Below are 25665 nucleotides of genomic sequence, written 5' to 3'. Positions count from 1 at the left end.
CATCAGTTAGCTATTTTCATTATACAGTATAAACACCGAAAAAAGGAACCTTTTACCATTCAAAATGTAAAAGATTCCTTAAGTTAATGACATTGTGTAAAATCACCACTTCATAAAATTTTCATCCATTATTAGCACTCACCTATTGACATGGCTAACAAACAGTGATATTGTTATACCAGACATAGAACAAGGAAATAGCCAAAGTCCGAATGGCACAGCGGCCATTGATCCATAATAGTACAGAAGGGAAGGAGGACCCCTTATGAATATTCAGAAATTTACACAGAAATCAATTGAAGCCATCAACGGCTGTGAAAAACTGGCATATGAATACGGAAATCAGGAAATTGAACAGGAACATTTACTGCTGTCTTTGCTGTCTCAGGAGGACGGCCTGATTCCGAAGTTAATTGAGAAAATGGAAATCAACCTGGAGCATTTTACAGACAATGCCAGAAATCATCTTGCCAAACGGGTGAAAGTGTCCGGCGGGCAGATTTACATGGGCCAGAATCTGAACAAGGTATTGGTCAGCGCTGAAGATGAAGCCAGGAAAATGGGAGATGAATATGTGTCTGTGGAGCACCTGTTCCTTACGCTGTTAAAGTATCCCAATCAGGCGTTGAAAGAAATTTTCAAGGAGTATGGAATTACAAGAGAACGGTTCCTGCAGGCATTGGCCACCGTCCGGGGCAACCAGAAGGTAGTGTCCGACAATCCGGAAGCCACCTATGACACACTGGCAAAATACGGTTATGATATGGTGGAACGGGCCAGGGAGCAGAAGCTTGATCCGGTCATCGGCAGAGACAGCGAAATCCGGAATGTGGTTCGGATTCTGTCCCGGAAAACCAAGAATAATCCAGTGCTGATCGGAGAACCGGGAGTAGGGAAAACAGCGGTGGTGGAAGGCCTGGCCCAGCGGATTGTCCGGGGAGACGTGCCGGAAGGGCTGAAAGACAAGCGGCTCTTTGCGCTGGATATGGGCGCGTTGGTGGCAGGAGCCAAGTACCGGGGCGAATTTGAGGAACGATTAAAAGCCGTGCTGGATGAAATTAAAAGCAGCGACGGCCGGATTATCCTGTTTATTGATGAGCTGCATACGATTGTAGGCGCCGGCAAGACAGACGGAGCCATGGATGCAGGCCAGTTATTAAAGCCCATGCTTGCCCGGGGCGAACTGCACTGCATCGGCGCAACTACTTTAGATGAATACCGGGAATACATTGAGAAAGACGCCGCTTTAGAGCGGAGATTTCAGCCCGTGCTGGTGGCGGAGCCTACAGTGGAAGATACGATTTCTATCTTACGGGGCTTAAAGGATCGCTATGAAGTATTTCATGGAGTGAAAATCACAGATTCCGCACTGGTGTCTGCGGCAACCTTGTCGAACCGTTACATCAGCGACCGGTTCCTGCCGGATAAAGCCATTGATTTGGTGGACGAAGCCTGCGCGCTGATTAAAACAGAACTGGATTCCATGCCAACAGAACTGGATGAACTGCAGCGGCGGGTGATGCAGATGGAGATTGAAGAAGCCGCTCTGAAAAAAGAAGAGGATCGTCTCAGCAAAGACCGTCTGGAAGCGCTGCAAAAAGAACTGGCAGACCTGAAAAACGAGTTCCAGTCCCGGAAAGCTCAGTGGGACAATGAGAAAAATTCTGTGGAAAAGGTACAGAAGCTCCGGGAAGAGTTGGAATCCCTCAACAAAGAAATCGCCATGGCTCAGCAGAATTACGATCTGGAAAAAGCGGCGGAGCTGCAATACGGCAAAATACCAGAGCTGAAACGCCAGTTGGAACTGGAAGAAGAACAGGTGAAAAAGAAAGATTTAAGCCTGGTGCATGAAAATGTAAGCGAAGAGGAAATCGCCAAAATCATTTCCCGCTGGACGGGTATTCCGGTGGTGAAACTGACGGAAAGCGAGCGGAATAAAACGCTGCATCTGGATGAGGAACTGCATAAACGGGTCATCGGACAGGAAGAAGGGGTCACCAAGGTGACAGAAGCCATCATCCGCTCCAAAGCAGGCATCAAAGATCCCGGCAAGCCCATTGGCTCCTTCCTGTTTCTGGGACCCACAGGCGTGGGAAAAACAGAACTGGCCAAGGCTTTGGCGGCCAGTCTCTTTGATGACGAAAACAATATGGTAAGGCTTGACATGAGTGAATATATGGAGAAATATTCCGTTTCCCGTCTGATTGGAGCGCCTCCCGGATATGTGGGCTACGAAGAAGGCGGACAGCTTACAGAAGCGGTGCGCAGGAAGCCCTATTCTGTGGTACTGTTCGATGAAGTGGAGAAGGCTCATCCTGATGTGTTTCATGTACTGCTTCAGGTACTGGATGACGGACGCATTACCGATTCTCAGGGCCGTACGGTGGATTTTAAAAATACCATACTGATTATGACCTCCAATCTGGGTTCATCTTATCTGTTGGAAGGCATTGGGGAAAACGGTGAGATTCAGCCGGAATGCGAAGCAGCCGTGATGAGTGAGCTTCAGAATCATTTCCGTCCGGAATTTTTGAACCGTCTGGATGAAACGATTCTATTCAAGCCCTTAACCAAACAGGATATTGGAAATATTATCCATCTGCTGTTGGCGGATTTGAACCGGCGTTTGGCAGAGCGGGAGGTGTCTGTGGAGCTGACGCAGGCAGCCCGGGAATTTGCAGTGGAGCACGGTTATGATCCGGTGTACGGGGCGAGACCTTTAAAACGGTATCTTCAGAAAACGGTGGAGACACTTTCAGCAAAGCTGATTCTCGCGGATGAAGTGGGAGCCGGAGACACTATCCTGATTGATGCGGAAAATGGAAATTTAACAGCAAAATGTAAAAAATAAAAAATAAAAAATAATCTACAACGTCATTTCTTGATTTTTTGCATCATTTGTATTATTATATATAATACAAATGATGCAAAGGTGTGATACCCATGATTATGAAACTGGATTTTGCCAGCAGCGTGCCTATTTATCAGCAAATCAGAGATCAGATTGTGCAGGCTGTGGCAGACGGGGTTTTTCTGGACGGAGACAGGCTTCCTGCAATCCGTGCCCTTGCCGATGAGGTTGGGATAAATACAATGACTGTGAATAAGGCATATCAGCTTTTGAAGCAGGAAGGTTATATTATCACAGACAGGCGCAACGGAGCGAAAGTACAGTGTTCCGGCGGCAGGAAACAGGCAGTGGAACGGAAAGTGGAGAAAGAACTGGAGCTGTTAGCTGCAGAAGCCAAAATTGCCAGAATTTCCGGGGAAGAATTTGCAAAACTGTGCAGGAAAGCATATGACGGATAATTTAGGAGGTATCTTATGGAAATGACAGGGATAAGAATTGTTATGGCAATATGCATGCTGCCGGTGCTGCCGATTCTGTTGGGCACATGCTGGTTTCTGGCAGATGTGAAAAACGGCGTTTTGTTTGGGGTGACTCTGTGGCAGGGAGCGAAAGAAGCAGAGGTGCAGGAAATTAAAAAGAGATACAAGAAAGAATTGAAATCCTGTACCCTGATATCCATTTTGCTATTCTTTCTCGCCCTGCTGCCGGCCTATGAATCGCTGATAATAACGGGAGCAACTTTTTGGATGTTTTTTGTCATCGTGTTTTTGTTCATTCCCTTTCAGCGGGCCAACAGCAGAATGAAAGACCGAAAGCGGGAATTTCTGGCGTCCCGGCAGGAAAATGACAACAGCAGGGAACGGGAGGAAATTCTCGTTGACGTGACAGCGGCAGCCGCTGAAAAAATCAAGTATTCCAGAAAGGCCATTTATGGAGGATGTATTTTTGCGTCTCTTGCGCCTGCTGCCGAAGTTTTTCTGTATCCCTTCCGGTACCGCCCATGGATGCTGAATTTGCAGGTCAGAGAATGTATTTTGCTGTCCATTGCATTGACAGCCTGGCTGTTTTTACTGTATATCAGGCTGTTTGAAAGACAGCGCACCAAAGTGTTCACTTACAGCAGCCAGGTCAACCTGCAGGCGGCAAAGCTGCGGCAGTACCGTCTGGGAAGGCTCTGCGCCTCCATGGCCTGGATGACAGGCGCGCTGAACTGGGCGTTCCTTTGTTCGTTCCATGCGCCCGTCAAGTGGCTTCCACGGTCGATGGCAGCGGCGGGCACGCTATACGGGACGGTGTCTGCGGCATTGGTGTTCTGCTGTTGGAGAAAAATAGAGAGAAGCAGCAAAAAATATCTGGCGCAGGAAGTTTTGGCAGAAGGAGACGATGATAAATACTGGATTGGGGGTATGGTTTACTATAATAAAAATGACAGCCGTTCATTTGTAGAACCCCGGATCGGTTTGGGGCTTACCGCTAATATGGCAAAGCCCGGCATAAGATATGCTGCGGTTTTTATTCTGGCGTTATTGGTGGTTTTTACGGCAGGCGCCTGCGGTTTGTGTATTCTGGAAGAATTTACCCCGGTGTCCCTTGCCTATGAAAACGGGACGCTGACGGCAAATCACTGGAAAAAAGTATATCAGATAGAACAGTCAGAGATAAAAGAGGTGACGCTTCTTGAGGAAGAGCCGGAGATCAGGCGCAAAAGCGGCACTGGAATGGCAACGGTGAAAAAGGGTGATTTTTACAGTGATACATACCGTCTGGATATTAAGGTCTGCATTAATCCAAAAGAGCCGCCCTTTCTTATGATTGAGTCGGCAGAAGGCAGCTGGTATCTGCTTGGCGGAAACGACGGGGAGACAGTCATTGATATTTTGAATAAAATACATCCCTAGTTTCATATATTTTATGGAAATATCTATGGAGCGTTCAGCAGATGAAAGGAAAAAAATTTTGGAAAAAATGCCTGCTGTTTGATCTATGCTGCCTTTGCCTGGCATTGGGGCTGATTTTCACCGGAACTGGAAAAGGGGCAGAGATGAAACAGAGCCTTGCGGCGGCAGCCGAAAAACTGGAAAAAACCCGGCAGGCTTCCGGGCCGGCCCAGGAGGACGCCGGAGCCTCAGAAAGAAAAAAAGTGGCGCTTACTTTTGATGACGGGCCAAATCCCCAGTATACGCCGGAGATGTTGGAAGCGCTGAAGGAACGGGAAGTGAAAGCGACTTTTTTCCTGTTGGGGCAGGAAGTGGAGAAATACCCTGAAGTGGTGAAGCAGATTCAGAAAGACGGGCATCTGATTGGAAATCATTCCTATAAACATGAGCAATTGAGCAAACTGCCCATGGAGCAGGCATGCAGCCAGGTCAGCCGCACTAATGAACTGATTTATGGAATTACAGGCGTTTATCCCTCCTATCTGCGGCCGCCTTTTGGAGACTGGCATGAGGAACTGGATGGTGAAGTGAATATGGTAGAAGTGCTCTGGGATGTGGACACTCTGGACTGGTCCAGCAAAAATCATGCCAGAATTGTAGAAAAGGTCATGAAAAATGTACAGGAAAATGACATCATTCTGATGCATGACGGATATGAGACTTCCGTAACTGCAGCAATGGAAATTATTGATACACTGAAGAAACAGGGCTATGAATTTGTAACAGTAGATGAAATTCTTTTTGAATAAGGGAAAAGAAGGTAGCAATCATACGGTGGTTGTGATACAATATTCAAAGGACTGATTTGTATTAAAATATACACAATTTGTCATAAAATTCATATTACGATTATGATACAATGTCGTTAAATATAATTTAAAGTGAGGATTTGTAATATGAAAATTGCAATATGTGATGACTGCCGCGAGGATGCCATGCGGCTGAAAGCACTGCTGAGTGAAAATCATGATGTAGTGCTTTATTCTAATGCCAGTCAGCTTTTGAATTCCGTGAGAAATCAGAAGGAACAATACGATTTGTATCTGATTGATATATACCTGGATACCATAAGCGGCTTAGAGCTGGCGGAGCGGCTGCGGAACGAGGAGGAGAACGCCGCGCTGTGCTTTATTTCTTCCAGTGACGCATTTTACCGGGAAGCGTATGATCTGTATGCCGTGCAGTATTTGCTGAAGCCGGTGAAAAAGGAAGATTTGGAGAATTTGATTCAAAGGATTTCCATTTGGCTTCAAAAGGAAAAAGAAAAATCTTTAAGATTTCGTTGGAGGGGACAGAACGGAATGATCCCTTATGGTAAAATTCTCTATGTCAGCAGCAGAGAGCATACCGTTTACATTCATTGCCGGGATGGAAGCGTGCAGGAATGCTCAGGGAAATTAAATGAAATTGCAGAGCAGATCTGCGGAGATGTGTTTTTGAGATGCCATCAGAGCTTTATTGCAAATATGTACCATGTCAGCAGCATGAACGGCAGTGAACTTATGGTAAAAGGGCAAAGTGTTCCGGTGTCCCGGCGTTATCTGGCAGAAGTAAAAAGGCGCTATCAGGAAATACTGTTTGAGGAGATGGAATGATGATAAATTCAGAATTATTACGGCAGATTTCAATCTTTTGGTCCCTGTTTCATATACTGATTCTCTTTATTATGCTGTACCGTCCCAGATTTTCCCAGAAGAAAACGGTGCTCCTGACCATTGCAGGAATGCTGCCGTTGATTATCCTGAATGTGTCAGGGATGGCAATACTGGGGGCGGATCAGATGGGAAGGATTCTGATCTTTACATGCACAATTCCGAGTCTGATTTTTTTCTACTGGATTTCCAAAGATAAGAAATGGCGGTTCCTGTTTACCTTTTGTCTGGCAGATACAGCGGCATACTGGCTGCTTTGCGTGACAAATATGCTTGATTTCTATCTGGGCGGCGGGAAATGCGTCATCATGCTCATAAGCCGTCTTTTGCTTTTTCCTGCCATCGAATGGCTGGCATTTCGTCACCTGAGAAAACCGTATATCGAATTGCAGGATTCGGTTTCCAAAGGCTGGGGGTTGTTTGCTTTGATGTCAGCGTTCTATTATGTTTTGCTGAATCTGGTGATGAATCAGCCGACAGTGATTACCAGCCGGCCAGAGGCGGTTCCGGCGGCGGTAATGGTTTTGATTTTAATGCCTCTGACCTATGCCACAATTTTTGCATCTCTTTACCGGCAGCTGCTTTTACACCGCAAACAGCAGGAAGAGTTAATCTGGAAAGAACAGAACATACAATTGGAAGCAAGGCTTGAGAATCAGCAGAACATCCGGAAGCTAAAACATGACATGAAAGCCCACTCCATCACACTGTCCGGCTTGATTTCCTCCGGAAAAATAGAAGAAGCCCAGGAATATATGCAGAATATGGTCAATGATTATGAACGGGAAACACGTCAGCAGCAGTTCTGCATAAATCCATATCTGAATGCCATATTCAGCCACTATTCCCAGAAATTTGAGCGGGCAGGCGTAAAACAAAAGCTGTCTATTCAAATAGGAGAGGAAAATCTTCCCTTTATGGAGCTGTGCCAGATTATTTCCAACGGCCTGGAAAATGCCTGGAATGCAGTGGAGCAGCTTCCGCAGGAGCAGCGGGAAGTGTCTGTGCAGCTTCGTTACAACAGGGAATTTCTGATGATCCGGGTGAAAAACCGCTGCAGCGCAGAACTTTGTGTGGAAAAGGGAAAACTGCCGCCCAGTACCAAGGGAGGGGCGGAGCACGGATTTGGTCTTTACACCATTCAGGAAGCGGCCAAAAGACTGGGCGGAGAGATGGTTTGCTATACCCAGGAGGGATATTTCCTGTTGGATGTGATGATAAAAGCTGACAGAAAAGATGTGCAGGGACGTATTTAGCAGATAAGGGAAAGGGCAAGGCAAAGGAGGAGAATACATGGATTTATTTGAGTATATGCGGGAACAGAATCAGGAAAAGGAAGCTCCGCTGGCAAGCCGTCTGCGTCCTGCCAGTTTGGACGAGGTGGCAGGGCAGCGGCATATCATAGGGAAGGACAAGCTTCTGTACCGTGCGATTATGGCAGATAAACTCAGCTCCATTATTTTTTACGGTCCGCCGGGAACCGGGAAAACAACGCTTGCAAAAGTCATAGCCAATACCACCAGCGCGGAGTTTACTCAGATTAATGCCACCTCCGCAGGAAAAAAAGATATGGAGCTGGTGGTTCAGCAGGCCAAGAACAATCAGGGAATGTATGGGAAAAAAACCATACTGTTCATTGATGAGATTCACCGTTTCAACAAATCTCAGCAGGATTATCTTTTGCCCTTTGTGGAGGACGGCACGGTGATATTGATAGGCGCTACCACGGAAAATCCATATTTTGAAGTGAATGGGGCGCTTTTGTCCCGTTCTATTATTTTTGAACTGAAGCCTCTGGAAAAAGAAGAGATCAAAGAGATCCTGATGCGTGCAGTCACAGATCGGGAAAGAGGAATGGGAAGCTATGAGGCGCTGCTAGAAGAAGAGGCGCTGGAATTTCTGGCTGACATGGCAAACGGAGACGCCCGGGCGGCCCTGACAGCCATTGAACTGGGAGTTCTTACAACGCCCCGGGGAGAGGATGGGAAAATCCATATTACCCTGGAGGCTGCCTCAGAGTGCATTCAGAAAAGAGTGGTACAATATGACAAAACCGGAGATAACCACTATGACGTGATTTCTGCTTTTATCAAGAGCATGCGGGGCTCTGATCCGGATGCGGCAGTTTATTATCTGGCCAAGATGCTTTATGCCGGGGAGGATATAAAGTTTATTGCCAGGCGGATTATGATCTGCGCTTCTGAGGATGTGGGAAATGCAGATCCCAATGCCCTTGTGGTGGCGGTCAGCGCAGCCCAGGCTGTGGAACGGGTGGGAATGCCTGAGGCTCAGCTGATTCTTTCCCAGGCTGCCATTTATGTGGCAAGCGCGCCTAAAAGCAACGCCGCCTGCCTGGCCATCGGCCGTGCCATGGACATCGTTAAAACCACAAAGACAGCGCCGGTTCCGGCGCATCTCAGGGACTCCCACTACCGGGGCGCACAGAAGCTGGGCCGGGGCCTGGGATATCTGTATGCCCATAATTTTCCCAATCATTATGTGGAACAGCAATATCTGCCCGATGGTCTCACTGAAGAAAAATTCTACGAGCCCACAGAAAACGGATATGAAAAACAGATAAAATCCCATCTTGATTTTTTGAAAAAGGGATAAATGGTGTCCGTTTTTTCTGTTTTTTCAAATGGCGGACAGAATAATCAAAAAGTCCGTTATTGGCGGACATATGTAAATTTCTGAAAGAAAATGCTTTACAATCTGAACGGAATAGTGCATAATAGGAATGTTGAGAAAAGAGAGAAGAGAAAATAAGACTGTTGTGGACAGTTCAAAAATGGAAGTTCAGGAGGAATGAAAAATGCAGTCATATCAGGAAATGAGCAGGGAAGAATTGATGAAGGAGAAAACAGCTCTGGAAGCGGCTTACCGGAAATATGCCAAGAGCGGTTTAAAACTGGATATGTCCAGAGGAAAACCCTCTGCGGAACAGTTGGATTTGTCTATGGGAATGATGGATGTGCTGAACAGCAGTACGGATCTGAGCTGTGAAGACGGAACAGACTGCCGGAATTACGGCGTACTGGACGGGCTTTGGGAGGCAAAGGTACTTCTGGGAGATATGATTGAGTGCCATCCGGATAATATTATTATTTATGGAAATTCCAGTCTGAATATTATGTACGATACGGTTTCCAGATCCATGACCCACGGGGTAATGGGAAATACGCCCTGGTGCAAACTGGACAAAGTGAAGTTTTTGTGCCCGGTGCCGGGATATGACAGGCATTTTGCCATTACGGAATACTTTGGAATAGAAATGATTAATGTACCTATGCTTTCTACCGGTCCGGATATGGATATGGTGGAAGATTTAGTCAGCAAAGACGAGTCCATTAAGGCAATCTGGTGCGTGCCGAAATATTCCAATCCCCAGGGAATCACTTATTCCGACGAAACAGTCCGCCGTTTTGCCAGGCTGAAGCCAGCAGCGAAGGATTTCCGTATTTACTGGGATAATGCATATGGCGTGCATCATCTTTATGATATTGATCAGGATAATCTGGTGGAAATTCTGGCTGAGTGCAAGCGCGCAGGCAATCCGGATATGGTATACAAATTCTGCTCCACTTCCAAAATCAGTTTCCCGGGTTCCGGTGTGGCGGCTATTGCAACATCAGCCAACAACCTGGTGGAGATCAAAGAACAGATGCAGATAGCAACCATAGGCCATGACAAAGTAAACCAGCTCCGCCATGTAAGATTTTTCAAAGATATTTACGGCATGACAGAGCATATGAGGAAACACGCAGATATTCTGCGTCCGAAATTCGAAATGATTATTGAGACCTTTGAGCGTGAACTGGAAGGAACAGGCGCCGGAAGCTGGATCGCGCCCAAGGGTGGATATTTTATTGCTTTTGAAGCGCTGGAAGGCTGTGCAAAAGCCATTGTGGCGAAAGCAAAGAAGGCCGGCGTGACAATGACGCCTGCCGGAGCGCCCTACCCTTACGGAAAAGACCCCAAAGACAGCACAATCCGTATTGCGCCTACGTATCCTACGTTGGAGGATCTGAAGATAGCAACGGATATTTTTGTGATATGCGTAAAATTAGTGACAATTGAGAAAGTTCTGGAGAGTAAGCCGGCGTCCTGAGAATAAACAGAAAGGATGGAAAGAAAAAGAAAATGGAAGTACCCGTTAAGTTTAATGAAGGGGTAACCAGTTGGGAAACGGTTATTTTCTTATATAATTCGGCTTTGAAAGAAGTGGGTACCAAAGTTGATATTTTAAATGACGAATTCCGACATGTACATAAGTATAACCCCATAGAATATGTAAAGTCCAGAATTAAGTCTCCGGAAAGTATTGTGAAGAAGCTGAAACGCCATGGATACGAAAGCACCATTGAAAATATGGTGAAGCATATCAATGATATTGCCGGAATCCGGGTGGTGTGCTCTTTTACCTCTGATATTTACCGGTTAGCAGAGATGATTGGAAGGCAGAATGATCTGACCGTAGTCTCCATTAAAGATTATATTAAGAATCCAAAGGACAGCGGATATAAGAGTTATCATATGTTAGTGACAGTCCCTATTTTTCTGACTGACGGGGTGGTGGATACAAAGGTTGAAATTCAGATCAGAACCATAGCCATGGATTTCTGGGCCAGCCTGGAGCATAAGATTTATTACAAATTTGAGGGAAATGCTCCGGAATATATCAGCCGGGACTTGCAGGAATGCGCCGGAATTGTGTCAATGCTGGATGCGAAAATGCTTTCTTTGAATGAAGCGATTATACAGGCAAAAGAGCAGCAGAAAGTGAAAGAAGAATGGACATAAAAATTCTTTCCATAGAATCTGTACAGTAAAAATGACAAGAGTGAAGGAAAATGGACGTAAAAATTCTGACGGAAAATACAGTGTATAAAAGAGGATTTTTAGGGGAACACGGACTGTCTTTGTGGATTGAAACGGGAGAAAAGAGGTATCTCTTTGATATGGGACAGTCCGGGGTGTTCCTTAAGAATGCCGGGAAAATGAAGCTGGCTCCAGAATGCCTGGACGGGATTATTTTAAGCCATGGGCATTATGACCACTGTGGGGGAATGACGGAGTGGATAGGAAAGCAGAATTCCAACGGAAAACTGCTGAAAATCCCTGTGTATGTGAATGAAAGGGCTTTTGACAGGAAATATTCCAGGAATCCGGCCACAGGAGAGCTGCTGTTTGGCGGGATTCGGGAGGATGCTCAAAAGTGGATGAAAGAACAGGCAAATCTTATCTGCACTGGTGCAGGATGCACAGAAATTGCAGAAAATGTATATCTTTTGTCAAAAATCCCCTGTGTCACAGAGTTTGAATCTGTACCTGCCAGATTTCTGAAAGAAGTATCAGCAGAGATGCGGCAGTCCGGGGAATTAATTGCAGATACGATGGAAGATGAACAGCTTCTTGTGTTCCGGGAAAAACAGGGATTGTGCGTATTTGCAGGGTGCGCGCATCCTGGAATCATCAATTGCCTGTATTATGTGCAGGCTTCTTTTCCGGGGGAACAGATACACAGCCTTGTGGCAGGAATGCATCTGAAAGGCTGCAGCGCCAAACAGTTGGAGCGAACCATAGCATCCCTGCAGGAATTAAAGATAGATGTGGCAGTTCCGCTGCATTGCACCGGAATATTGGCAATTGCGGCAATCAGTGAAGCGCTGGGCGATAAATGTGTGCTGGCGGAAGTTGGGAAAACCATTACTTTGTAGCGGCATATAACGGTCTGTTGGGATTTTGAAAAAATCAATGATCGTTCTGCCTGGCTTCCAACTCTGCGATGCGAGCTTTTAATCTGGCGTTTTCATCCGCATATCGAATAATTTCATCTGCAAATTTGGCGTTTTCATCCGCATATCTGGCATTTTCTTCTTTCAACTCTGCAATCTGGAATCTGTATTTGTCATTGGGAAGTTCAATGGTTCCTGGAAATAATGGTTTCATATCGATAGCGTCTCCTTTCCGTTTTTCACAAAAATGAGTTTGGATGTGTTCATATAAAAGGGAGGTTAAGTCTAAAAGCTGCCCGGCGTCGTCCGATAGAAGAACCTCCTTATTTAGTCGAACGTTTCATATTTGGATACGGACAGAACTGCCGGATTGCCCTTTGACACACAAACCAATCCGGCAGTTCCTGTGTATCGAAATATAGATTGTCCGTTGTAATACTGGGCGCATATGAAAAAGGGCGCTGTTGGGATTTTGAAAAAATCAATGATCGTTCTGCCTGGCTTCCAACTCTGCGATACGGGCTTTTAATCTGGCGTTTTCATCCGCAAATTTAGCGTTTTCTTTGGCATAACGGATTATCTCATCTGCAAATTTAGCGTTTTCATCCGCATACCGAATAATCTCATCTGCATATCTGGCATTTTCTTCTTTCAACTCCGCAATCTGGAATCTGTATTTGTCATTGGGAAGTTCAATGGTTCCTGGAAATAATGGTTTCATATCGAGTGCGTTTCCTTTCCGTTTTTTACAAAAATGAGTTTGGATGTGTTCATATAAAAGGGAGGTTAAGTCTAAAAGCTGCCCGGCGTCGTCCTCGGTAATGCTGCCAGTTTGAAGGTTTGTCGTTATGCTTTCGATTATATCATGGCGGATTTCATCCTGCAAGCGTGAGAATTCTTCAGAAGAGAAAGCCGGGGAACGGGCATTGGGCTGATTGAAAGACGGGCTGGAGAACTGCCGCTCCAAGAGTCTGCGGAGGCGGAGGGCCTGAAAGGGGATCAGGATGGCCATGCCCATCCGATCTAGCTCCTTTACGGTATGCTTTAAGTAGATGAAGCTCTTCACCTGAAAGTCGAAGCTGCCCTGGCTGCCGAAAGAAATATGCAGAACATCTTTTTTGCGGATGTCATTTTTACGGTTCAGGTAAATAACAGCGGCTTCCGGAAACTGGAGGGAGCGGGGGTCGTTCCGGGAGGCCATGGCATAGAGGAAGCCGTATTCAAAGACCCTTAAGACAATCATTTCATCCCTGGTCATCTGGGCCTCCAGGTGAAAGGTTTCTGTTTCAGCGACAGTGATCAGAATATCCAGAGACCTGCGTTTCAAATCAGGCCGGATAAGTTCTTTGTTGGGATAGGAAACAGAGCTGTCCAGGGGAAAAGCACGTTCAAAGAGACCGTTGATGAGACGGATGACAGCAGGGCCTGAAAGGGCGAAGATACGCTTAAAGATGGTGTCATAGACCTGCCATGGGGGATAGGATGTTGTTTTGATAGAGGGACCTCCTTATTTAGTTGAACGTTTTATATTTGGATACGGGCAGAACTGCCGGATTGCCCTTTGACACACAAACTGGGCAGCGTTCCGGCGAACTAACTGTGAACTGCGTCTAAGGAAGTCAGGAAAGCCTTCCTTCCTAAGTCTCCGTAAGCAGTGGATTTCGCCTCCGCGCAATACGCCCATAAAGCGTTTGTTTAGCCAAAGGGCAATCCGGCAGTTCCTGTGTATTGAAATATAGATTGTCCGTTGTAATACTGGGCGCATATGAAAAAGGGCGTTGTTGGGATTTTGAAAAATCAATGATCGTTCTGCCTGGCTTCCAACTCTGCGATACGGGCTTTTAATCTGGCGTTTTCATCCGCAAATTTAGCGTTTTCTTTGGCATAACGGATTATCTCATCTGCAAATTTGGCGTTTTCATCTGCAAATTTGGCGTTTTCATCTGCAAATTTAGCGTTTTCATCCGCATACCGAATAATCTCATCTGCATATCTGGCATTTTCTTCTTTTAACTCCGCAATCTGGAATCTGTATTTGTCATTGGGAAGTTCAATGGTTCCTGGAAATAATGGTTTCATATCGATAGCGTCTCCTTTCCGTTTTTCACAAAAATGAGTTTGGATGTGTTCATATAAAAGGGAGGTTAAGTCTAAAAGCTGTCCGGCGTCGTCCTCGGTAATGCTGCCAGTTTGAAGGTTTGTCGTTATGCTTTCGATTATATCATGGCGGATTTCATCCTGCAAGCGTGAGAATTCTTCAGAAGAGAAAGCCGGGGAACGGGCATTGGGCTGATTGAAAGACGGGCTGGAGAACTGCCGCTCCAAGAGTCTGCGGAGGCGGAGGGCCTGAAAGGGGATCAGGATGGCCATGCCCATCCGATCTAGCTCCTTTACGGTATGCTTTAAGTAGATGAAGCTCTTCACCTGAAAGTCGAAGCTGCCCTGGCTGCCGAAAGAAATATGCAGAACATCTTTTTTGCGGATGTCATTTTTACGGTTCAGGTAAATAACAGCGGCTTCCGGAAACTGGAGGGAGCGGGGGTCGTTCCGGGAGGCCATGGCATAGAGGAAGCCGTATTCAAAGACCCTTAAGACAATCATTTCATCCCTGGTCATCTGGGCCTCCAGGTGAAAGGTTTCTGTTTCAGCGACAGTGATCAGAATATCCAGAGACCTGCGTTTCAAATCAGGCCGGATAAGTTCTTTGTTGGGATAGGAAACAGAGCTGTCCAGGGGAAAAGCACGTTCAAAGAGACCGTTGATGAGACGGATGACAGCAGGGCCTGAAAGGGCGAAGATACGCTTAAAGATGGTGTCATAGACCTGCCATGGGGGATAGGATGTTGTTTTGATAGAGGGACCTCCTTATTTAGTTGAACGTTTTATATTTGGATACGGGCAGAACTGCCGGATTGCCCTTTGACACACAAACTGGGCAGCGTTCCGGCGAACTAACTGTGAACTGCGTCTAAGGAAGTCAGGAAAGCCTTCCTTCCTAAGTCTCCGTAAGCAGTGGATTTCGCCTCCGCGCAATACGCCCATAAAGCGTTTGTTTAGCCAAAGGGCAATCCGGCAGTTCCTGTGTATCGAAATATAGATTGTCTGCTGTAATACTGGGTACATATGAAAAAGGGTTTCAGAATACATTTTCTGGAAATGCTATCTTAACGAATACGAAATATGTAATGACAGAAACAGATTTTGTATTAGCCAGAATTATAAAGTGAAAAATTCGAATTGTCAATAAAATTTTGATAAATTTTCTATAAAATACGGAGAAATCTGAGAATACCAGAAAGTTCCAGGGGGAAAATTACTCGATAGAGTATATTAATATGTTCTATAGAATTGACAAACCTGAAAAAAAGTGGTATGTTAATAAACAAGACAGAAAACGAAGGATGTCTGAAAAACAACAATTTTAAAGGAGGATTTGTAATGACAGAATTACAGGTGAAAACCCAAAAAGGAAGCTTGAAAAAGTTCCTTGCAACGTTTTTGGCTTTCTGTGTATGCCTGACCACTGTTTTTGTGGATGGAGCATTTGCACAGGCAGCTGATCAGCAAAGTACGAAGGCTGAATTTAAAAAGTCGGAGTATACATTAGCTAGGACAGATGGTGCCAATGTGGACTTAAGTAAAGAGATTAGTCCAGATAATGCAGGAACAGCATCAGATTGGACGTCAAATAATGCAGAAAAAATAACTGTAAGCAATGCGGGTGTAGTATCACTTACAGAGGCAGGAAAAGCTGACAACAATGCAATTACGGCGAAAATCACAGCTAAAGTAAATCAGAATACACTTGAGTGTACGGTAAAGGTGCTTGCAAGCGATTTAGAAGAACCAGACGACGGTGACGATGAAAAACCAGTTGTTAGCCCAGATGCAAGTTTTAAGGCTCCAGAGTATCCTTTAGCAAGAGGAGGTTCTTTAAATTTAGGAGATCAAGTTAGCCCAAGCAATGCGACAAAGACAGATTGGTCATCAGATGATGCAGCGAAAATATCTGTAACTAGTGCAGGTGTGGTAACACTTACAGCTGCTGGAGAAGCTTATGAAGACGCATTTACAGCAACTGTTGCTGTTAAAGCAAATGGCAAACAGATTACATGTAAAGTAAATGTAGAAGAAGCAGCTCCCACCCCCCCTGTCCCCGTAGTTAAAAACGATTCCGTAACATCTGTAACTGTAAGTCCTAAGACTCTTACAGCAAAAGCAGGTGAGACAAAGAAAGTTACAGCAACAGTAGCGTTAGCATCAGATAAAGATACTGCAATAACCAAAAAACTTGCTAAAACAGTTACATGGAAGAGTGATAATGACAAAGTAGCTACTGTAGATGCAAGCGGAAATGTAAAAGCAGTTGCTGCAGGAACAGCAAAGATTACAGCTACTTCTACAGCTGATTCCAAAAAATCTGATGTATGTACTGTAACTGTAACAGAAGATAAGAAAGATGATGAGAAACCGGCAGACACTACTGTAGCAGTTTCCGGCATCACATTGAATGCAAAAACTATCTATTTGAAAACAGGTACAAAATTCAATGCAAAAGCAGCAGTTGCGCCTGCAAAGGCTACAAATAAGAAAGTAACATGGACTTCCAATAAGAAGAACATTGCTACTGTAAACGCTAACGGTGTAATCACTGCAAAGAAGAAAACAGGAAAAGCAACTATTACAGCAAAAGCAGGAAATAAATCTGCAAAAATAACTGTAAATGTAGTAAAGAAGGCTAAGAAAACTACTAGCGTTAAATTATCTAAGAGCAAAGTAACTCTGACAGTTAAAGATAATTTTGCATTAGCTGCAACTCTTAGCAAAGGCGCTACAAGCAAGGTTAAATGGACCACTTCTGATAAGAAGGTTGCATCTGTAAAAGACGGTGTTGTAACAGCTAAGAAGAAAGGTGTAGCAGTTATCACAGCAACCGCAGACGGCAAATCAGCAGACTGTGTTGTTACTGTAAAAGATGCAAAAGGCAAAAAAGCTGCAACATTAAAAGTTAAGACAAAGAAGATCAGTGTAAAAGTAAAGAAAACCAAAAAGATTCAGGTTACATTGGCAAAGAAAGATTCTGTAAAATCTTATGTTTCTTCTAACAAGAAAATTGCAACCGTAAGCAAGAAGGGTGTTGTAACAGGTAAGAAGAAAGGTAAAGCTACAATTATTGTAACAACTAAGAAAGGTGCAGTAGCAACTATTCCGGTTACAGTAAAATAATAGCCAATACATAGAGCATTAGCTCAAGAAGTATGAATTTAAAATAGCATCTGGGCAGGAGACTGTTCAGGTGCTATTATATATTCAGGAGGAAATAGAAATGAAGCAAAAAGCGAAACAAAGCGGAAATGTGATGTTTGAGATGGAAGCAGCCATAGCATCCCTCTTCGTCATCCTTATGCTGGGGTTCTTCCCTCTGTTTTTCCAGGACGGCTACTTCAATATTGCGGAGGCTAAAATGATGTTTTTCTACTTCTGCGGCGCCGGTTTAACGGTACTGACGGTGATACTTGCCGGAACAGGATATCTGCAGGAGCGAAAAACTGGAAGAACAGGAAAGAAAACAGCAAATACAAAGAAAGATCTGAAAGAAACGCTGAAACAGATCCCCATAGATTCCTGGTTTGCCATTGGTCTGGCGGCGACGGTGATCATTGCCACTGTATGTTCTGTGAACCCCTCAGAATCTTTTTATGGCACAGACGGGAGACATTTGGGGGCAATTATGTTTGCGCTCTGCATTGCGGTATACGTGATTTTGGGAAAATATCTGCGGCCGGGGATTTGGATCGCCTGGATTTTCCTGATTTCCGGCGGACTGGTAAGCCTGATTTTAATTCTGCAGTTCTGGGGCATAAATGTATTCCATCTGTGGGATGATATGCAGCCGAATCAGATTGGAATGTTTGCAAGTACAATCGGGAATGTAAACGCCTGCGGTACGTATTTTTGTATGACGCTTCCGGTGGGAATGGTATTGTATTATCTTTCAGACGGCTTGCTTTCCAGGGGGCTCTATGGTATATTTTTGACATTGGGTTTCTATGGAGCCTATGCATCAAATACGGATGGTTGGATATTGGGCCTGGGCATGTCTTTTCTGGTAATGCTCTGGTTTTCACTGAAAAATCATGATTATGCCAGACGTTTTCTGGAAGTGTGCCTGATGTTCTGGGGCGCAAGCCTGATTTTGAAGCTGACGCTGGCTGCAGGCGCAGGAAACACAGATGCATTTATCAAACAGCGTTTTCTGGGGCTGAAGTTACAGAATTTTATGATCAGCAGGACTGTGCTGCTGGCAGAGGGAGTTTTTTTGATTTTTCTTTTGATTCTTGTGATAACAGCGGAAAAGAAAAAATGGGAGATTCCTTATCGGAACATACGCAGAGTATTTTTCATACTGACAGCAGTTTTCTTTGGCCTTGCGGCTGCTGCAGTGTTGATCGCCAATCTGTCCGGGGAAAAGCAGTGGGATGGGATGCTTCAGTGGATGAACCGGCTGAAGCTGCAGGATAATTTCGGAAGCAGCCGGGGCGTGATTTGGAAGCAGACCTGGATTGCCTGGAAAAAGCTGCCGGCGGGCAGAAAATTTTTCGGATACGGGCTGAATACCTTTCACTTGTTCCTGTATGAATACCAGGGGGCGGAACTGGCAAGTTACGGGGGACGGATTATAGATCCCCACAATGAATTACTTCAGTTTTTGTCTATTACGGGAATATTTGGGACAGTCAGCTATTTCGGGCTTCTGATCAGCAGCGCCCTGCTGGCAGGAAAACAGTCCCGCCATGCTCCGGTACTGATGATGGGAACCGTTATGATATTCAGTTATATGGCCCAGAGTATGGTAAATAACCCCACTGCTTTTCTGATGCCGATGCTTTTCTTATATTTGGGAATATGGAAGAGCTTACAGAGGCATTATAAAGAAAAAACTTTTCTGAAAGGATAACAGCAACATGCCGGAAAGTAAAGTAACATTGAACCTTGCCATATCAGTGGGCGAGGTGCTGTTAAAAAGCGGCGGTGAAATTTACCGTGTGCAGGAGACGGTGAGCCGCATTCTGGAAGCCTATGGAATCGAAGATTACCATGTGTTTGTAATCACCAACGGAATCTTTGCCACAGTCTATGAACAGCGGGAGGATGCCGGAAGTATGGTGCGCTATGTGCCCATTGGCGAGGTGAATTTGCAACGGGTGGCGGAAATTAACCAGCTGTCCCGGGAAATATGTGAAAAAAAATGCAGTATTTCAGAAGCCTTTGAGCGGTTGGAACAGTGCAGGAATTCATACAGTGAAGGAAAACTGGCAATGATTTTTGCCTGCGGCGTCGGCAGCGCAGGATTTTGCTATTTGTTGGGAGGGCGTCCCTATGACAGTATGGTATCTTTTTTTCTGGGAGTGTTTCTGGAGATTTTTCTGATTCTTGCAGCCAACTATCATGCTTCCAGATTTCTTATGAATATTCTGGGAAGTGCGCTGGTGACGGCGGGAAGTTTGCTGCTGTTTGCGGCCGGAGCCGGAATATTGTCAGATAAAGTAGTAATTGGCGGAATTATTCCCCTGGTGCCGGGAGTGGCGCTGACCACCGCTATCCGGGATTTATTTAACGGAGATTATCTGTCAGGAAGTATCCGGATGATTGACGCATTGCTGACCGGTATGTGTATTGCCATTGGGGTAGGCGGAGTAATTAAGATATTTCAATTGATGGGAGGAGGCGCATTTTTGCTATGACAGATCAGATTTTGATCTCTATGGCTGCTACCATTGCTTTTGCGGTGCTGTTTCATGTGCCCCGTTCTGAGTATCTGCTGTGCGGAATTAATGGGGCCGTCGGTTGGATGGTGTATCTGTTCTGCATATCTAAAGGGACAGGCACAGTTCTTGCCTCCATCTGGGCTGCACTGGTGCTCACTTTGATCGCCAGGATTTTGTCGGCGGTTCGGAAAATGCCCAGTACGGTGTTTTTAATTACAGGAATATTTACACTGGTGCCTGGGTCCGGAATATATTATACCTCGTATTATCTGATTATGAATGATTTGGAGCAATGCGCGGCAAAAGGAATGGAAACCTTTAAGATTGCAGGAGCGATTGTGCTGGGAATTATCTTTGGGCTGATGCTGCCTCAGAGCTGGTTTAACCGGTTGGGGAGAGTTTGCAGCAAAAAGTAGTGCTGCGGCTGTTTCATACAGGCCATGTGTGTTGATATTGTCCAAATAAAAAGGCTGTCAGAAAATGGGATTCCCACATCATATACGGCCATGATTATAAATCACGGCATATATTTGCAGGAACCAGTCATTTTCCAACGGCCGTTTTTATTTTTATTTCTCACATTTCCAGAAATATGCACTGTAAGGAGGCAATTCGCTTCCGCCCCCGAAATCATGGGATTCTCCGGAAATCAAATCTTCTGCCATTCCGCATCCTGCGTCGAAATGGGCGGTGTAAGGTTCGCTGTCTGCGTTGATGGCAACCAGCACCCGTTCACTGTCTGTTTTCCGTTCAAAGATACACTGCTTATTAGTCAGTACCACAGAGCGGAAATCACCGTAATTCAGCGCGTTGGAGTTCTTTTTCGCAGCTGTCAGGCGGGCAATCCAGTCAGTCAGTTCATTCCACTTTGGCGCATCGAAGCTGGGGCGCAGGCTTGGATCGCCGTTTTTCTTGTCTCCTTCAGTTCCCCATTCGCTGCCGTAGTAGACACAGGGAATGCCCGGCATACCGAAGGCCAGTGCATAAATCAGCGGAAGGTGGGAAGCATTGCCCAGTATTGTGGCAATTCTGGAAACATCGTGGTTGTCCACAAAGCTCAAGAGATGCTTTCCTTTGTACAATGTCCAGTTTTCCGGCCCAAACTGACGCAGCAGGGAATGATTGATCTCGAACATGTTCATGGAATTAAAGCTGGAGTGAAGCCCCTTGTAGCATTCGTAATTGGTGGCGGAATGCAGCATGGCGTCATTGACAAGCTGGTTGTAATCTCCGTGAAGCATTTCTCCCACCAGGAAAAAATCTTCTTTCAGGCTGTCGCAGTGGCTGCGCAGTCTCCGGACAAAATCATGATCCAGGCAATAGGCAACATCCAGGCGAAGTCCGTCAATGTCCCATTCTTTCACCCACAGATCAATGCTCTCCAGAAGGTATTGAATGACTTCTTCATTTCTGAGATTTAATTTGACCAGATCGTAATTGCCTTCCCATCCTTCATACCACAATCCGTCGTTATAGTTGGAATTGCCGTTGAAATCGATGTGGAACCAGTCACGGTATCTGGAATTTTCCCGGTTCTGCACCACATCCTGGAATGCAAAAAATCCCCGTCCGGCATGGTTAAACACGCCGTCTAACACAACGCGGATACCGGCTTTATGGAGCGCCGCGCACACCTCTTTAAAGTCCTCATTGGTGCCCAAACGCACATCGATGCTGCGGTAATCCCTGGCATTGTAGCCATGAGTGTCTGATTCAAACAGCGGGGAGAAATAAATGGCGTTCACCCCTAATTGTTCCAGATGGGGAATCCATTCTTTCACCTTTAAAATCCGGCTTTCGCTGACGCCGTCATTTTCAAAGGGAGCGCCGCAGAATCCCAGGGGATAAATCTGATAAAACACACTTTCGTAAGCCCACATAATATAAGCTCCTTTCTATTTACTGCCTCCCTGCCAGGTTCCGTCAGGAGCCGCGGCATTCAGGCGGCATATCTCGTAACAATTCAGAATTTAGCAAGTGAAACAAGATAAGTTCATTATAAAGAGAAATCTCTTGGATGACAATGGGAAAAATTACAAAATTTTCTTCTGAAACTGTGAAAAGTATTGTGAGACTTCCTGTGTTTTTGGAAATCAGGAAAAAAATTGTATTCTCAGGAGCGATACAGTATAATAGGTTCTAAGAGAGCAGAAAAGAGGTATGGTAATGGCAAGAAAAACAGGAATTGGGCACCAGAATTTTGAAACTGTAAGAATGAAAAATATTTTTTATGTAGATAAAACAGATTTTATTCGAGAGTGGTGGGAGGCGGATGATCCTGTGACCTTAATTGCACGCCCCAGAAGATTTGGCAAAACGTTGAATATGAGTATGACAGAACAGTTTTTCTCTGTGGAATATAACAATCGGGGAGATTTATTTGAAGGGCTTTCGATTTGGGAAAATGAACGGTTCCGTCAATTGCAGGGAACGTATCCGGTAATTTTTCTGAGTTTTGCAGATATCAAAGAAACCAGCTGCGGGCAGATGAGAAAAAAATTGTGCAGAATTATCAAGGCAGTATATAACCAATATGATTTTCTTTTGAAAAGCGATGCGCTGAATGAATGTGAGAAAAAAGAGTTTCAGAATATATCTGTAGCCATGGAAACCAATGAAATTTCCTATTCTTTGAAAGCTCTGGCAAATTATCTATATCGCTATTATGGAAAAAAAGTGATTATTCTTCTGGATGAATATGATACTCCCATGCAGGAAGCTTATGTCAGCGGTTATTGGGAAGAAGCAGTGGAATTAATCAGAGGCCTGTTCCATTCTACATTTAAAACAAATCCATATCTGGAACGGGCGATTATGACGGGGATTACCAGAGTCAGTAAAGAATCTGTTTTTTCAGACCTGAATAATCTGAAAGTAGTGACCACCACATCAAAAGAGTATGCGGAAAGTTTTGGATTCACAGAAGAAGAAGTTTTTGCGGCATTGGATGAATTCGGTTTATCTGATCGAAAACAGCAGGTGAAAACCTGGTATGATGGTTTTACATTTGGAGGTAAGAGTGATATTTACAATCCCTGGTCTGTGATTAATTATTTGGATAATCGGGAATTGGGGGCTTACTGGGTAAATACCAGTTCCAACAGCCTGCTTGGAAAACTGCTTCAGGAGGGAAGCAGGAAAGTAAAGCAGGATTTTGAAGAATTAATGCAAGGCAGAATTCTGAAAGTAGACATGGATGAACAGATTGTATATAATCAATTGAAGGTAAGAAAAAATGCCATTTGGAGCCTGCTGCTTGCCAGCGGATATTTAAAGGCGGTGGGAGTGGAATTTGATGAATTTACAGGACGCTGGAATTATAATTTGGCGCTGACGAATAAAGAGGTGCAGATTATGTTTGAGCAGATGATCCGTGATTGGTTTGGAGAATATGAAGAAGAATATAATGATTTTGTAAAAGCATTGCTGAAGGGCGATTTGACCGCAATGAATCATTATATGAATAAAGTAGCATTGGCTGTGTTCAGTTATTTTGATACGGGAAAGAGTCTTTCGGGAGGAGAACCTGAACGTTTTTACCATGGCTTTGTATTAGGACTGATGGTGGAATTAAACGGCAGATATGTGCTTACTTCCAATCGGGAGAGCGGGTTTGGCAGATATGATGTTATGCTGGAGCCGAAAGAAAAAAGTGATCCGGCAATGATACTGGAATTTAAAGTGCAAAGCAGCGAAGAGAAGGATCTGTCTGATACGGTGGATGCGGCGCTGCGGCAGATTGAACGGCAGCGTTACGAGGCCTCTCTGACTGCCAGAGGGATTCCAAAAGAAAATATTCGAAAATATGGATTTGCATTTTGCGGTAAAAAAGTACTGATTGGAGGAGAAATATGACAATACAAGATATTCGCTGCTGCATGCACAAGTTTGAGGAAGCTCTGTATCCGGGGATGGAACTGGAGATTTCCGGAGAATCGGCGCTTTTGGCAGTGATATTCCGGGAAGAAAACAGGCTGACCCTGTGCCTGTTTGCGGAAGATGAGGATGTTACGGAACTTCAGGAAGAGCGTGTGAAAATGGAAAAGAAACGCCGGCAGGGAACCCTTACGCTTTGGGAAGAAAAGATGATGGAACTGAACGAAGGGGAACGCAATCTTCTGGAAGTGATTCGGGGAATTCGGATCAATGGAAAAGAATACGGATTCCGTTCCGGAAGCGGAGGCAGAATGGAGGAATATAATCTGGAGGGAAGGGGGCTTGTGTATCAGCTGATGTTTCACGGGGTTTCCTTTGGCTTTCTGGAAAAACGCCCCCTGTCCATGGTGCAGTATTTGCTGATGGAGCTGGAAGGGGAATATGAGAAGATGCCCTTTTCAGAAGAGGATTTAAAAACTCTGGAAATTATCACGGAGCCCCGGCATTACCATATTCCAGTGAATCAGAGTATAAAAGCGGCGGTGGGGCAGCAGGATGGAAAAATGCAGAAATTTTACTGTGAAAAGCTGCAGAGAGAAATTTCATATTGCATCAATTACATTGAACTTGCGGACACGCTTTCCGAAATGAAAGAAAAATATAATAAACTAAAGGCGGAACAGGCTTCGGAGGAGGGATTTTCCCAGGAGGATTATAAACTGCTGATGGATTATATACAGGAAATCTGTCCGCCGGGAATGCGGAATCTGCAGATTGAATATGAGTGCGAGGAAGCCTCTCTGGAATTTTACACCAAAAAGCAGCTGCAGGAAAAGGTGAAAATCCATACCGGGGCAACCGCTTTCTTTCTGGCAGGCAGCTCTGCCAGAAAGGAGGGTATGCACGGCAAAAAGATGAAGGCCTGCTTCATCCAGTACCCGGTGGAAGCGGATATTTCAGAAGTTGAGTTAGAATTGCTGTGTGCGTTTGTGCAGGAATGAATCTGCCAGAAAATGACCGGATATCAGGAATTCGCTTTTCCCAGTTCTCTGGATTTTTCCACACAGGCCCGCTGGGCTTTGATGACGGCGCTGCGCAGTCCCTGTTCTTCTAAGACAGCCACAGCCTCAATGGTAGTGCCGCCGGGAGAGCAGACAGCGTCTTTTAAGGGCCCCGGGTGGGTATTGGTTTCCAGAACCATTTTGGCAGAGCCAAGGACAGCCTGGGCAGCGAACTTATAAGCCTGGGCTCTGGGCATTCCATCCGCCACTGCGGCGTCTGCCATTGCTTCAATAAATAAATAGACATAGGCGGGAGAAGAACCGGAAACGCCTACTACCGTGTCCATCATGGTTTCAGGGACAACCTCGCAGGCTCCGAAGCTTTCAAAGATAGCAGTTACTTCCGCAAGCTCTGCTTCGCTTACTTCTTTGTTGGGACTGAGGGCGCTCATGGCCGCTCCTACCAGAGCCGGAGTGTTGGGCATTGCGCGTACCAGACGGATGGTTTTGCCGAAGCGGTTTTCAATGGCTGAAATGGACTGGCCTGCGGCAATGGACACCAGAAGGGTATCGCTGCGGATACTGTCTTTGATTTCTGCAATTACGTCCGGGAAAAAATGCGGTTTTACCGCCAGAAATAAAATATCTGCTGTTTCTGCTGTTTTCCGGTTGTTTTCTGTGGCGCGGATGCCGAACCGCTCTTTTAATAAACGGCGGGCTCCTTCCAGTTTGTCACTGGCAATGATCTGGTCTTTTGCGGCAAGGCCGGATTGGAGGATTCCCCCGATGATGGCGCTTGCCATATTGCCGCCGCCGATAAATCCAATGATTTTATTCATAG

At 45.2% G+C, this 25665-nt stretch carries 21 protein-coding genes; 16 read left to right on the top strand and 5 right to left on the bottom strand.

Annotation, left to right across the window (positions count from 1 at the left end; translation table 11 throughout):
- Positions 1 to 265: 265 nt before the first annotated feature.
- From clpB to ACTO17_RS03040, 10 genes are all read left to right on the top strand, one after another.
- A complete protein-coding gene (clpB, locus tag ACTO17_RS03085; RefSeq protein ID WP_482556863.1) occupies positions 266 to 2851 on the top strand; it encodes an ATP-dependent chaperone ClpB in 2586 nt (861 codons plus the stop codon).
- A gap of 92 nt (positions 2852 to 2943) precedes the next feature.
- Positions 2944 to 3309 carry a GntR family transcriptional regulator gene (locus ACTO17_RS03080; protein WP_482556862.1) on the top strand — a complete coding sequence of 122 codons (366 nt, stop codon included), beginning with the start codon at positions 2944 to 2946 and terminating at the stop codon, positions 3307 to 3309.
- A 15-nt stretch (positions 3310 to 3324) separates the two neighbouring features.
- Positions 3325 to 4749, top strand: coding sequence for a hypothetical protein (locus ACTO17_RS03075; RefSeq protein ID WP_482556861.1), 1425 nt, complete (start codon positions 3325 to 3327; stop codon positions 4747 to 4749).
- A 41-nt stretch (positions 4750 to 4790) separates the two neighbouring features.
- A complete protein-coding gene (locus tag ACTO17_RS03070; protein WP_482556860.1) occupies positions 4791 to 5537 on the top strand; it encodes a polysaccharide deacetylase family protein in 747 nt (248 codons plus the stop codon).
- Between the two features lie 147 nt (positions 5538 to 5684).
- Entirely contained in the window at positions 5685 to 6383 is a 699-nt protein-coding gene (locus tag ACTO17_RS03065; RefSeq protein WP_482556859.1) for a LytR/AlgR family response regulator transcription factor, read from the top strand.
- The gene (locus ACTO17_RS03060; RefSeq protein ID WP_482556858.1) at positions 6380 to 7696 is read left to right on the top strand and encodes a sensor histidine kinase; all 1317 of its coding nucleotides are present in this window, start codon (positions 6380 to 6382) and stop codon (positions 7694 to 7696) included. Before ACTO17_RS03065 ends, ACTO17_RS03060 begins: the two co-directional genes overlap by 4 nt.
- A 37-nt stretch (positions 7697 to 7733) precedes the next feature.
- Positions 7734 to 9053: a replication-associated recombination protein A gene (locus tag ACTO17_RS03055; protein ID WP_482556857.1), complete on the top strand. Its 1320-nt coding sequence runs from the start codon at positions 7734 to 7736 to the stop codon at positions 9051 to 9053.
- A 202-nt stretch (positions 9054 to 9255) separates the two neighbouring features.
- Positions 9256 to 10551: an aspartate aminotransferase type Ic gene (locus ACTO17_RS03050; protein ID WP_482556856.1), complete on the top strand. Its 1296-nt coding sequence runs from the start codon at positions 9256 to 9258 to the stop codon at positions 10549 to 10551.
- A gap of 32 nt (positions 10552 to 10583) precedes the next feature.
- Positions 10584 to 11243: a GTP pyrophosphokinase gene (locus ACTO17_RS03045; RefSeq protein ID WP_482556855.1), complete on the top strand. Its 660-nt coding sequence runs from the start codon at positions 10584 to 10586 to the stop codon at positions 11241 to 11243.
- A 50-nt stretch (positions 11244 to 11293) separates the two neighbouring features.
- Positions 11294 to 12160 carry an MBL fold metallo-hydrolase gene (locus ACTO17_RS03040; protein WP_482556854.1) on the top strand — a complete coding sequence of 289 codons (867 nt, stop codon included), beginning with the start codon at positions 11294 to 11296 and terminating at the stop codon, positions 12158 to 12160.
- Between the two features lie 34 nt (positions 12161 to 12194).
- On the opposite strand, the gene ACTO17_RS03035 is transcribed toward ACTO17_RS03040, so the two are convergent.
- The 3 genes from ACTO17_RS03035 to ACTO17_RS03025 form a co-directional block, all read right to left on the bottom strand.
- The gene (locus tag ACTO17_RS03035; protein ID WP_482556853.1) at positions 12195 to 12392 is read right to left on the bottom strand and encodes a hypothetical protein; all 198 of its coding nucleotides are present in this window, start codon (positions 12390 to 12392) and stop codon (positions 12195 to 12197) included.
- Between the two features lie 267 nt (positions 12393 to 12659).
- Complete coding sequence (locus ACTO17_RS03030; protein ID WP_482556852.1) at positions 12660 to 13436, bottom strand: hypothetical protein; 777 nt, start codon at positions 13434 to 13436, stop codon at positions 12660 to 12662.
- A 539-nt stretch (positions 13437 to 13975) separates the two neighbouring features.
- Positions 13976 to 14794: a hypothetical protein gene (locus ACTO17_RS03025; protein ID WP_482556851.1), complete on the bottom strand. Its 819-nt coding sequence runs from the start codon at positions 14792 to 14794 to the stop codon at positions 13976 to 13978.
- A gap of 822 nt (positions 14795 to 15616) precedes the next feature.
- Here ACTO17_RS03025 and ACTO17_RS03020 point away from each other — a divergent pair.
- The 4 genes from ACTO17_RS03020 (at position 15617) to ACTO17_RS03005 (ending at position 20363) form a co-directional block, all read left to right on the top strand.
- Positions 15617 to 17404, top strand: coding sequence for an Ig-like domain-containing protein (locus tag ACTO17_RS03020; RefSeq protein WP_482556850.1), 1788 nt, complete (start codon positions 15617 to 15619; stop codon positions 17402 to 17404).
- 100 nt (positions 17405 to 17504) lie between these two features.
- Positions 17505 to 19136, top strand: coding sequence for an O-antigen ligase family protein (locus ACTO17_RS03015; protein WP_482556849.1), 1632 nt, complete (start codon positions 17505 to 17507; stop codon positions 19134 to 19136).
- Between the two features lie 7 nt (positions 19137 to 19143).
- A complete protein-coding gene (locus ACTO17_RS03010) occupies positions 19144 to 19923 on the top strand; it encodes a threonine/serine exporter family protein (protein ID WP_482556848.1) in 780 nt (259 codons plus the stop codon).
- On the top strand, positions 19920 to 20363 hold the full coding sequence (locus tag ACTO17_RS03005; RefSeq protein WP_482556847.1) for a threonine/serine exporter family protein: 444 nt from the start codon (positions 19920 to 19922) through the stop codon (positions 20361 to 20363). The genes ACTO17_RS03010 and ACTO17_RS03005 overlap by 4 nt, the downstream gene beginning before the upstream one ends.
- 153 nt (positions 20364 to 20516) lie before the next feature.
- Here the strand turns inward: ACTO17_RS03005 and ACTO17_RS03000 are convergent, their stop codons facing one another.
- Positions 20517 to 21827, bottom strand: coding sequence for an alpha-amylase family glycosyl hydrolase (locus ACTO17_RS03000; RefSeq protein ID WP_482556846.1), 1311 nt, complete (start codon positions 21825 to 21827; stop codon positions 20517 to 20519).
- Positions 21828 to 22113: 286 nt separating this feature from the next.
- Here ACTO17_RS03000 and ACTO17_RS02995 point away from each other — a divergent pair, with 286 nt between their 5' ends.
- Both ACTO17_RS02995 and ACTO17_RS02990 read left to right on the top strand, forming a co-directional pair.
- Positions 22114 to 23802, top strand: a complete 1689-nt coding sequence (locus tag ACTO17_RS02995) for an AAA family ATPase (protein WP_482556845.1) — start codon at positions 22114 to 22116, stop codon at positions 23800 to 23802.
- Positions 23799 to 24824 carry a hypothetical protein gene (locus tag ACTO17_RS02990; protein ID WP_482556844.1) on the top strand — a complete coding sequence of 342 codons (1026 nt, stop codon included), beginning with the start codon at positions 23799 to 23801 and terminating at the stop codon, positions 24822 to 24824. The genes ACTO17_RS02995 and ACTO17_RS02990 overlap by 4 nt, the downstream gene beginning before the upstream one ends.
- 23 nt (positions 24825 to 24847) lie before the next feature.
- Here the strand turns inward: ACTO17_RS02990 and proC are convergent, their stop codons facing one another.
- Positions 24848 to 25663: a pyrroline-5-carboxylate reductase gene (proC, locus tag ACTO17_RS02985; protein WP_172537828.1), complete on the bottom strand. Its 816-nt coding sequence runs from the start codon at positions 25661 to 25663 to the stop codon at positions 24848 to 24850.
- Positions 25664 to 25665: the final 2 nt, after the last annotated feature.

Source organism: Petralouisia sp. (assembly GCF_056822245.1).
Note: the sequence above shows the minus strand (reverse complement) of the source record. Positions and strands in the feature narration are given on the sequence as shown.